Origin of the sequence: Micromonospora sp. NPDC005173 (assembly GCF_040608515.1) — a bacterium.
GTDB lineage: Bacteria > Actinomycetota > Actinomycetes > Mycobacteriales > Micromonosporaceae > Micromonospora.
Genome location: NZ_JBEXIK010000063.1, coordinates 26,758 through 36,092, shown reverse-complemented (window position 1 = coordinate 36,092; position 9,335 = coordinate 26,758). Strand labels below are relative to the sequence as shown.

General features: G+C 68.2%; 11 protein-coding genes and 1 pseudogene. 6 read left to right on the top strand and 6 right to left on the bottom strand.

Annotation, left to right across the window (positions count from 1 at the left end; translation table 11 throughout):
• Window positions 1-296: 296 nt before the first annotated feature.
• From ABZV00_RS34850 to ABZV00_RS34840, 3 genes are all read left to right on the top strand, one after another.
• Window positions 297-1,019, top strand: a complete 723-nt coding sequence (locus ABZV00_RS34850) for a methyltransferase domain-containing protein (protein WP_355614089.1) — start codon at window positions 297-299, stop codon at window positions 1,017-1,019.
• A 519-nt stretch (window positions 1,020-1,538) separates the two neighbouring features.
• On the top strand, window positions 1,539-2,414 hold the full coding sequence (locus ABZV00_RS34845) for an alpha/beta hydrolase (protein ID WP_355614088.1): 876 nt from the start codon (window positions 1,539-1,541) through the stop codon (window positions 2,412-2,414).
• A 206-nt stretch (window positions 2,415-2,620) separates the two neighbouring features.
• Window positions 2,621-2,977, top strand: coding sequence for a DUF3418 domain-containing protein (locus tag ABZV00_RS34840; RefSeq protein WP_355614086.1), 357 nt, complete (start codon window positions 2,621-2,623; stop codon window positions 2,975-2,977).
• Window positions 2,978-2,983: 6 nt separating this feature from the next.
• On the opposite strand, the gene ABZV00_RS34835 is transcribed toward ABZV00_RS34840, so the two are convergent.
• The 3 genes from ABZV00_RS34835 to ABZV00_RS34825 all read right to left on the bottom strand — a co-directional run bounded on the left by ABZV00_RS34835 (window position 2,984) and on the right by ABZV00_RS34825 (window position 5,536).
• Entirely contained in the window at window positions 2,984-3,847 is an 864-nt protein-coding gene (locus ABZV00_RS34835) for a DinB family protein (RefSeq protein ID WP_355614084.1), read from the bottom strand.
• Window positions 3,848-4,133: 286 nt separating this feature from the next.
• Complete coding sequence (locus ABZV00_RS34830; RefSeq protein WP_328414773.1) at window positions 4,134-4,499, bottom strand: VOC family protein; 366 nt, start codon at window positions 4,497-4,499, stop codon at window positions 4,134-4,136.
• Window positions 4,500-4,717: 218 nt separating this feature from the next.
• Window positions 4,718-5,536 (bottom strand): hypothetical protein, encoded by an 819-nt coding sequence (locus ABZV00_RS34825; protein WP_355614082.1) that lies wholly within the window; start codon window positions 5,534-5,536, stop codon window positions 4,718-4,720.
• A gap of 282 nt (window positions 5,537-5,818) precedes the next feature.
• Between ABZV00_RS34825 and ABZV00_RS34820 the strand changes: the two genes are divergently transcribed.
• Together ABZV00_RS34820 and ABZV00_RS34815 are read left to right on the top strand one after the other, a co-directional pair.
• The gene (locus ABZV00_RS34820; protein WP_355614080.1) at window positions 5,819-6,391 is read left to right on the top strand and encodes a hypothetical protein; all 573 of its coding nucleotides are present in this window, start codon (window positions 5,819-5,821) and stop codon (window positions 6,389-6,391) included.
• Entirely contained in the window at window positions 6,384-7,310 is a 927-nt protein-coding gene (locus ABZV00_RS34815; protein WP_355614078.1) for a DNA methyltransferase, read from the top strand. The genes ABZV00_RS34820 and ABZV00_RS34815 overlap by 8 nt, the downstream gene beginning before the upstream one ends.
• A 373-nt stretch (window positions 7,311-7,683) precedes the next feature.
• On the opposite strand, the gene ABZV00_RS34810 is transcribed toward ABZV00_RS34815, so the two are convergent.
• Window positions 7,684-7,893 carry a hypothetical protein gene (locus ABZV00_RS34810; protein ID WP_355614076.1) on the bottom strand — a complete coding sequence of 70 codons (210 nt, stop codon included), beginning with the start codon at window positions 7,891-7,893 and terminating at the stop codon, window positions 7,684-7,686.
• Between the two features lie 9 nt (window positions 7,894-7,902).
• Window positions 7,903-8,028 (bottom strand): annotated as a pseudogene (locus tag ABZV00_RS34805) (transposase); the annotation flags it as partial.
• A gap of 758 nt (window positions 8,029-8,786) precedes the next feature.
• Between ABZV00_RS34805 and ABZV00_RS34800 the strand changes: the two are divergent.
• Complete coding sequence (locus ABZV00_RS34800) at window positions 8,787-9,035, top strand: hypothetical protein (protein ID WP_355614074.1); 249 nt, start codon at window positions 8,787-8,789, stop codon at window positions 9,033-9,035.
• 98 nt (window positions 9,036-9,133) lie between these two features.
• Here ABZV00_RS34800 and ABZV00_RS34795 read toward each other — a convergent pair whose 3' ends face one another.
• Entirely contained in the window at window positions 9,134-9,310 is a 177-nt protein-coding gene (locus ABZV00_RS34795) for a hypothetical protein (RefSeq protein ID WP_355614072.1), read from the bottom strand.
• Window positions 9,311-9,335: the final 25 nt, after the last annotated feature.

Below are 9,335 nucleotides of genomic sequence, written 5' to 3'. Positions count from 1 at the left end.
CGCTACGACAGAGCCCGCAAGAACCTCGACCGGCACCCCAACTACATCCTGGCCGCCTACATGGCCTCCGGGACATAACCAGCGCTCGCGGCTTTGCCGAACTGCCGCTGGTCGGACGCGTTCAGCCGTGCACGACGACGTTGGGGTGAGTGTTCTCGCGCTGGTGGTCAGGCGTCGGCGACGGGGCAACGGATCCGGGCGTGGAGTGCGCGTTTCCTCGGTGTCTTGATTCCGGCCGACGCTGCCCGGGCTTCGCCCAGCCGGCAGGGCCGCCGTCCGGCAGGTACCCTCGGCCGGTGTTCTCGCCTCAAGGCCCGTCTCTGCGTGAACTGTGCATACAGGCGCTGTCCTCGGTCCAGCGGGGCTACGACCTCCTGGCTCCGAAGTTCGACCACACGCCCTTTCGCACCCCGGAGAGCATTCTCGGCGCGACCGCCCACGTGCTGTCCGAACTCGGACCGTTCAGCCAGGGGCTGGATGTGTGCTGCGGTACTGGTGCGGGCATGCAGGTTCTCAGGCCCCTGTGCCAAGGACGGATCACGGGCGTCGACTTCAGCGCCGGCATGCTCGCGCAGGCGCGCAGCGCACACCCGGACGCCACGTGGGTGCAGGCCGACGCCCGGGCCCTGCCTTTCGCTGAGAACTTCGACCTCGCGGTCACCTTCGGAGCGCTCGGGCACTTCCTGCCCACCGAACGGACTGCACTCTTCGAGGGGGTGTACCGCGCACTGCGGCCCCGCGGGCTCTTCACCTTCGCGGTCGGCGCGCCGCCGCCCCTCACCTCGGTATCGCACTGGGCCACGCTCGGATTCGACCTGGCCATGCGGGTCCGCAATGCCGTGTGGCGCCCCCCATTCGTCATGTACTACCGCAGCAGCCCGCTGCCCGCAGTCCTCGACGAACTGACGGCGGCTGGCTTCACCGCGACGGCCGTCGCCTTGACCGGCCTGGGCCGGCACCGGGACAGCAGCCCACGGTACCGGCTCATCCTCGCGCGTAAACCGGCAGACCATCACTGATGCCCGGTCGCGCATCGAGTGGTTCGCCCGCCCAAGCGGCGGGCCAGTCACCGGAGGCGACGACGCCGGATTCGACCATAAGGAGATGCTGCCAGGGACGACCGGCCAGGTGAGCATTCCAGCCGGAACGCACAGGCTTTGGCCAGTGGTACGGGCATGGCTGGTCTCGTCGGCTCTGGCCCGGGCTACGCGCGGGGCCCGACCCTTGCTGTCCGCGCGCCTCTGGACAGCCAAACAGAAAGGTCAACCGCAGTCATCTGCCGCAGGCAAGGCGCGGCAGTGCTGGCGCGTCCGTCACTATCGGTAGCCGTCGACCATGGCGCGTCCAGGCGCGAGAACGCCCGGTCGTGCCGATGAGAGTGTGGCTATCCGTTCAGCCCGGCCCCGCCGCGTCGCTTCCGGGGCATCGCGTTGCCCAGCCGGTCAGGTACGCCCCTGGTTTACACCGGCGCTTGGGAGGTGTACGAGCCCCGGGGTTGGGTAGCCCACGGACCGCGTGTGTCATCAGAGGGAGTGGCAATGGGCGGCGAGCGGATTCCGGGTTCCTTCACGGAGCAGACGGCGCAGGTCGGCGACGTCACGATCAACTATGTTCGGGGCGGTCGGGGCAGGACACTGGTCCTGCTGCACGGCTATCCCCAGACGTGGTACATGTGGCGCAAGGTTCTGCCGGAGCTTGCCAAGCACTACACGGTCATCGCGCCTGACCTTCGGGGAGCCGGCGGCAGCGACGCCCCGGCAGGAGGCTACGACAAGAAGACCCTCGCCGGCGACGTGTACGGCCTGCTCACCCAACTCGGACTTGATGGCGACGTCAGCATCGTCGGACACGACATTGGGACCATGGTCGCGTACGCGTATGCCGCCGCTCACCGCGATCACGTGCGCAAGCTCGTGCTCACGGAAGCGCCTATCCCTGACCAGAGCCTGTACCAGGCCCCGTCACTGACCCCGAAGGGACCGGGTTTCTGGAACTTCGGCTTCTTCAGCCTCCCAAACGGCCTGCCGGAACAGATCGTGGACGGTCGCGAGGCCCTCTGGGTGGATCGGTTCACCGATTCGATGGAAGTCCAGAAGACCGGCATCGGCGATGACGATGTCCGCGAGTACGCCCGGTACCTGCAAGACGACGCTCATCTGCGGGCCAGCTTCGACTACTTCCGAGCACTGCCCCGAGATGTCGCCGACAACGCTGAGTATGGCAAGACGAAGCTGACCATGCCGGTTCTCGCACTCGGCGCCCGAGCCAGCCTCGGGGAAGCGGTACCTACCCAGGTCGCGCAGTACGCCACGACGGTAACTGGTGGCGTCATCGAGGACTCTGGCCACTGGATCTTCGAGGAACAGCCGGCCGAACTCACCGCGCAGCTCATGCAATTTCTCCAACAGACCTGAGCCGAACCTAGCCCTGCCCGACAAGAGGCGCGTGGCGCATCCGCTTCTGCCGCTGTCGGTGCGCGATCGGCCGGGCTACAGGTTCCCGGGACTCTGGCCAGTTGGACCAGTGAGTGTTGGGTGGCATGTCTGGTGCGTACCGTCTCACATCTCCTGTCGTCAGCACGTCGGCGAGCTGGCGGAAGGTCATTGACTGACTGGGAACTGTGGCCAGGAGAAGGTCTGGGTGGTGCCACCGATCCAGCCGCATAAGTGTCGGGTTGATTGGCCCCACCTGGAGGCTTGACAGGAGCGCTACCCGGTCTACCTCAGGGCGTCGTCGAGCGGCGCCGCGAGCTGGACACGACCATCGCCGCCGATCCCGCACTGATGGACCGCATCGCCGACCTCCAGGCGGCGCACCTCCACCAGCTCGCCGCGCTCCCGACGGCCGCCCGCCCGGCCAGCACCTCGGTCAGGCCCGCCGGATGCTCGAGAAGTACCGCGTCCAGCTCTGGGCCCAGCAGCTCGGCACCGCGCAGACGGTCAGCGACGCCCGCATCCGCAAGATGCTGAGTCCGTAGCCGGCCCTACTCAGCGTCCTGTGCCTCGATCAGGTCGAGGTCGCGGACGCAGAAGCCGTGGTGCTCGAAGGTCTCGTTGAGCACCGTGCCGAGGCACTGCCGCACCAAGCGGCCCCGGGCGTACGGCGGCCAGACATCGTCGTCGGGCACCGGCGCTCGCGCTGTGAGCTGCACAGCAGTGACCTCGTCGAGCCAGGCCTCGAGCTCGGCGGCCTGTGCGTCACGCACGCTCACGATCTCGTCGAGGGCCGGATCGAGCGAGAGGTCAAGCCCGTGCGCTCCACGGTAGGGCTCGACGGTCGTCCCGATGCCCATCGGCGTGAACAGCTCCGTCGAGCCCAGGCAGCAGCGGCGGAACCACGAGTCGTGGACGAAGACCAGGTGGCGCATCGTCTGCACCGCCGACCACTCGTCGTTCACGCTGCGGCGCTCGATGCCGGGCGTACGGCGGATTCGCTCGATCGTGGCGGCCCAGCCGGCATGGAGCTGACGCGATGCCTCGCGCAGATCGGCAGGGTCCTCGGAGCGGATCAGCACCCGCACCGGATGACGCCGGTCGAGCTCTGCCTCGACGTACTCGGTGACCTCGACACCGTTCACCACGAGGTTGGTGATGAGCCCGTCGATCACGGCATCCTGCATGACGACGCCGATCAGGCGTGCCCCGGTCAGATCGCACTCGCGGAACTCCGCACCGTGAAGATCCTCGTCGACATACCGCGTCATGCTCCGCATACTAGGTCCGAGCACCGACAAGCCAGCCTCCCCGGCTTGATTTGGCCTCTTCCAGGTCCTGACCGAGCGCGAAGAACGCAACAGCGTCGCGATCGCCTCCAACGAATCCTTCTCCGGATGGACCAAGACCTTCACCGACCCGCGCTTGTGCGCGGGCCATCGTCGACCGGCTCACCTACGGCGGCAACATCATCGAGATCGGCACACACTCCTACCGCCTCGCCCAGACCCGCTCCCGCCACGAGGCCCAGCAAGCCCATCCTTCGATCCGCGTATCCGCCGTGGTGACCTTCGGCTCGCCCGAAGGCGTCAGCACGGGTGGCTTCGGCCCCCTAGACGGGGACGTCCACACATGCCGATGAGCGCGAACATCACGCCGAGCCGTCCAGGGCTTGTTGCAATTGAGGATTGCCCGTCCGGATCAGTTCATGCAGAGGCAGAAGGGGTGACCTGCCGGGTCGAGGAAGACCCGGAAAGACGTACCGGGTTGGTGCGGGTGTTTGGTTGCGCCGAGATCGAGCACTGCCGCCTCGGCGGCATCGAGGTCGTCAACGATCACATCGAGGTGCATCTGCTGGGGCAGGTCCTGGGTTGGCCACGTCGGCGGCGTGTACCCATCTACCTGCTGGAACGAGATGCACTGACCGTACTCCGCGCGGGCCTCAGCCCAGTCGGAGGAGACGTCGACCTTCCAATCCAACATCGCGCCGTAGAACCTTGCCAGCGCACCAGGATCGGGACAGTCGATGACGATGCTGGGGAAGCGAGCGATGGCCACGCCGGCCATGGTACGGGCGGTTGCGGACGATGCACGTCCGGATTGCCTCAGTGACGTGCCGCGCTGTTGGCCGTCGAACGTCCTCTCACTCATGCCGCGATCCGCGCGCTTGCCATGGCGGAGCGGGGATCAGGTCTCGCCGGCTGGAGTGGTCGGCTTGGTAGCGAGAGCAGTGCCCGAGTAGGTGCAATGATCGCGTCGAAAGTGGATCTGGATCTGTCGCAGCGTTACCTGTATGTACTCGGCCTGTTGCCGAGCGGGTGGTGTTGTCGGGCCCCCGTGGCGGCTTCGCAGCGGCCGGACGGGGGGATCGGGCCGGACAGGTCGCCCTGCGTGACGGCGGCGGCCACGACGCGTTCGGCGCGGCGGCGGCGCATCCGCAGGACTGGCGCGGTCACGCCCTTCTCGGCAGCCAGGTGCTCGATCAGCGCGTCGCCGAACCGGGTGGCGCTGATCAGCTCAGCGGCCTCGGCCGTGATCAGGCCGGCGGCGGCTGCCCGGCCGAGCAGCAGGTCCGGGTGCCCGTAGGGCATCCTTGGTGAGCGCGACCCGGTGGACAGGTCCAGCGGCAGTTCCTCGCCGTCGTCGGTCTTGACGACCGCGGCTCCGGCGCGCCAGGCCGCCCAGCACAGCCGCAGCCATAGCCGGGGTGGGGCGAGATCCGCTCTACGCAGAGATTGCAGAAATCCGGCCAGGACTTCGGAGTCGATGTCGTCGGCATGCCGGGCGTAGCCGCGGCTGATCTTCGCCGCGAGGTGCGTCAACGCGGGCAACGCCACGCCGATCGCGCCGACGACCCAGGCCGGTCCCCATTCGCGGGCGTGGTGGGCCAGCTGCCGCCACAGCTCGTCGGTGGTGTCGCTGTCGTAGTGCCCGAGCATGAGCAGCTTGCGCAGCTCGTCCAGCGGCATCGTGGTGTCTGGCAGGCCCGGCACCGGCCGGGCGTCGAACACCAGCGGCGCGGGTTCGCAGGTCAGCAGCTCGAAGGCCTTCTCGGCGGTGGTCAGAGCCGTGTTGGCGGTCCTCGTGCGGGTGGTCGTTGCCATGGTGATGTTCCCCCTTGACGGGAGCGCCTCGCCCGGTGCGAAGGCTCCGAGACCTCCGATTGGGACAGCCCGGGTTGACACCACGAGCGTCTGTCAGACCCGGATAGGTTGTGACCGGTCGTGTCAGGTTCGCCACTGTGCTCACCACCGCCGGCCCGCTGACGTGGCTGTCAGACCGGTCCGGATGACCGGTGCTGTCAGGTCGGGGGCGGGTTCGATCGGCCTGTCAGCGGCGCACTGGGAATCGTCAGTACGCCCGCCGGTCCGGGGGCCACCGTGCCCATGACCGACAGAAACCATCACCGCGCGCCGGTCCCCGTGGGGGACGTGGTGCCCGGCGACCCGCCCGTGCCGATCACCGTCTGGCCGGTCCCCGCCCCGCACGAGGGCGAGACCATGTCCAACGCGATGGGCGTGCGGCTGGTCCACAACCTCACTCACCCGTCCGACCTCATCATCGACCTGGCCGAAGGACCACAGCTGGCCCACGCGATCATCGCGGCACACCGCCGCAGTCACCTGCAGACGGCCCGCCCCGCCGGCTGGGGCCGCGAGTCGGCGACGCTGATCGTCACCGGCTGGCCGGTTCCCGACGCCTCACCTTTCGAGTTCTTCCTCCGCTGCCGCGCGCACCTCGCGCCGGGCGGCTGCGTGGCGGTGTTGCTGGCGCACGGCGACGTCGCCCTGCCGGTCGACGTCGTCATCGCCGCCAAGCGGGCCGGGCTGGCGTACCTGCAGCACATCGTGGCGGCCGACCGGCCGCCCCGCCGTGGCCAGCAGGCACAGCTGGCGATCCACACCGACGTACTGATCCTGACCCGCAGCGCGATAAAGCGCGGGAGCGCCCATGGCTGAGAGCCTGCCGATCACCTCGGTGTGGCTGACCTGCCAGATACCCGCCCGTGACCAACGGCGAGGCCGCTACGTCCGGGACACCTCCAGCCATCCGGCCAAGATGCTGCCGCACCTGGCCGCGCACGCGATCAGCACGTACACCGCGCCGGGCGATGTGGTGTTCGACCCGATGTGCGGGTGCGGCACCACGTTGGTGGAAGCCATGCACCTCGGCCGGCAGGGCATCGGTGTCGACATCGAGCCCCGCTACACCGCCCTCGCCGAGGCCAACCTCACCCTCGCCACGTCGCAGGGCGCCCCCGGCACGGCGACGGTGCTCACCGGGGACGCCACCGGCTTGCTCGACCTGCTGCCCGCGTCGGCGGTCGGCCAGGTGAGCCTCGTACTCACGTCACCGCCGTACGGGCGCGGGACACATGGCCTCGTGCAGACGACGAGGACCGGGGTACGCAAGCGGGACCACCTGTATGCCGACCGGGAGCGTGGCAACCTCGCCTATGCGGGATGGTCCCGCCTGCTCGACGGATTCGCCACCATCCTGTCCGCCAGCTACCAACTGCTGCGTCCCGGCGGAACCGTGGTGATCACCTCCCGACCGGTACGCCGCCAACGCGACGACCTGATCGACCTGCCCGGCGAGCTGCTCGCCGTCGCGCAGTCAGCCGGACTGACCCCGGTGGAGCGGACGGCGGCGATGCTCGCCGCCGTCCGCGACGGGCAGGTCGTACACCGGGCCAGCATGTTCGGGATGATGGCCGTCCGCCGCAGCCGCGACGACGGCATCCCCGTGCACCTGGTGGCGCACGAGGACGTGCTGGTCCTTCGCCGCCGTTGGAAGTCCTTAAGTTCAGGCGAACCCAGGTGTTCGCACAGCGAATCTGGGTGCCCGATGGGCTCATCATGCCATCCGGACGCTTGAGTTCGGACCCATCCCCGCGGTCAGTGAACTTCGCGGAGCCTGGGCACCGCTCAGGGGCGTGCGACATCCTTCGATCGGATCGCCCGGTTCCAGATGAGTAGTAGGCCGCGGTCGACTGGCGGGCGACGACGCATTTGTCGTCGCCCCATGGTCAATCAACCACGGGGTGAAGCTTGCCGGTGCCATGCCGATGCGCGGAGAGCACGGATTTGCCGCGTGATGGCTCGCTACCTTTCGCGATGGCCAACCTCGCGCGACCGACGCTCGGATCTGGCACCCTCTGTGTCAAGAGGCGGCGAGGAGCGGTGTTCTAGGCTGGGGTTCGGCGGGTCCGGGAAGTGACTGTTCCGAAGTGTTGACCATGGGGATCGGGTCAGCCGCGCTGGATTGAAGAGTCGCCCCCACGTGTCCTCCCGGGGCCCGTCCTCGCCGCCGTGGCGTCCTTGATCATCTGCTTGTAGACGACGTCGGAAAGGCGTCGTTTCAGGCAGCGCATGGCTTCCATTGGGGTTTTGCCCGCGGCGAGTTTGCGCCGGTAATACGCACGCCCCTCGGTGTCGTGGCGCAACTGGACGATGGCCATGATGTGCAGGGCTCGGTTGATGCGCCGGTTCCCGGCACGGGACAGCCGGTGGCGTTGCTGGTCGCCGGAGGACGCATCCAGGGGTGCGGTGCCGTTCCAGGAGGCGAAGTGCCCGCGGCTGGCGAAGCGGCTGATGTCACCGATGTTCGCCGATCAGGCGGGCGGCGCCGGAGGGCGACGGTACAGGCCCTGGCGGGCCGGACCGACCTCCGCCATCGCGGGCAGGCCGGTGAGGTCCAGTCGTTGGTGGTGGTGGGCGAGTAGTGACCCGCCCCGCCCTTTGCGACGGTGCACTGGCGAGACGGCAAGGAGCGCGAACGGGCCTTCCGCGGCCCGGTAAATCCATGAGCGCGGCTGCTGGATCAGGGGCCACCGGCGAAACAAGTCGTGCATCGCCTGCTGGGTGGCGTCTTCGGCGTCATGCTGAGTAGCGCCCTGGTTGATGAGGAACCCCTCGACCCGCAGGCTGTACTTCCACGTCGGCGAGCGTGCACAGCCCGTGCGTCCGAGCGGGGTGATCTTGTGGGCGATCAGATGGCCGATGGCTGCCGCGGAAATGAGATTGCGCTACGCACCGGCAGCTTGACGCACGGTTCGAGCGCGAACGGCCGATCAACCAGGTGATCAGCTTCCTCCGCACCACCTAGTAGCTGTCCGTGAGCAGTTCGCCGGCACGCGTCGGCTTCGCGAGACCGGCGTTGCGACACGACGCGCGGCGGACCTCATCGCCGTCATCACCATGCTCAGGCCCTGGGCGTGGCCCGTCGCTTCGCGCTTCACCCGAAACTCCGCATAACGCCGATACGGACGGTAGCGAGCCCTTAACTTAGAGCTGCTGCCCAGGCTTCCCGGGGTCGACCAGGCCCGGCCGAGAGCAGCAGAACGGGGGAACCATGCGGAGACTTGCAATCGCGCTGGCGACGGGCGGCATTGTGGTACTCGGCGTCGCAGCACCCGCCCAGGCCGACCCCGGCCTCAACTACGGGCATTGCGTCAGCTCGGGCCTGGTTGAGCCTTCTGCCGGCACCATCGGGCCAGCCAAGATCAACCCGAACGGTAAATTCACGGGCGCCTACAACGCCTATATGGCCAGCCATTACAAGAGCCACTTTGACGACTGGGGCCTCTGCCCTAAGGGCTGACTGGACCTGATCGCACTGCCCGACGAGGCTCCGCTCTCGCGGCCCGCGCATCGCCCGCGCCGACCTCGAGGGCGGTGCCTGCGGGCTTGTGAGGCAGGTCAGCTACCGCGCGTGGAGTCCGTCCACTCGAGCTTGGCGCGTCGTGCCTGTAGCTCGTGCAGGCAAGAGGTCTCGGGTTCTGCTGTCGTACCCAGGTCGCGGAGCGTCGCGGCGATCCGATCGTCGATCCCGACCAGCGGCTCGGCCCCGGTGGCCGCGACGCGCTTCCGCGTCATGGGCAACCGGGTGAGACCCCAGGTA

What these genes read in the sequence shown, in the direction of transcription:
- ABZV00_RS34845 (WP_355614088.1), top strand. Translation starts at nt 1,539, where the DNA reads ATGGGCGGCGAGCGGATTCCGGGTTCCTTCACGGAGCAGACGGCGCAG.
- ABZV00_RS34815 (WP_355614078.1), top strand. Translation starts at nt 6,384, where the DNA reads ATGGCTGAGAGCCTGCCGATCACCTCGGTGTGGCTGACCTGCCAGATA.
- ABZV00_RS34820 (WP_355614080.1), top strand. Translation starts at nt 5,819, where the DNA reads ATGACCGACAGAAACCATCACCGCGCGCCGGTCCCCGTGGGGGACGTG.
- ABZV00_RS34825 (WP_355614082.1), bottom strand. Translation starts at nt 5,536, where the DNA reads ATGGCAACGACCACCCGCACGAGGACCGCCAACACGGCTCTGACCACC.
- ABZV00_RS34800 (WP_355614074.1), top strand. Translation starts at nt 8,787, where the DNA reads ATGCGGAGACTTGCAATCGCGCTGGCGACGGGCGGCATTGTGGTACTC.
- ABZV00_RS34810 (WP_355614076.1), bottom strand. Translation starts at nt 7,893, where the DNA reads ATGGCCATCGTCCAGTTGCGCCACGACACCGAGGGGCGTGCGTATTAC.
- ABZV00_RS34830 (WP_328414773.1), bottom strand. Translation starts at nt 4,499, where the DNA reads ATGGCCGGCGTGGCCATCGCTCGCTTCCCCAGCATCGTCATCGACTGT.
- ABZV00_RS34795 (WP_355614072.1), bottom strand. Translation starts at nt 9,310, where the DNA reads ATGACGCGGAAGCGCGTCGCGGCCACCGGGGCCGAGCCGCTGGTCGGG.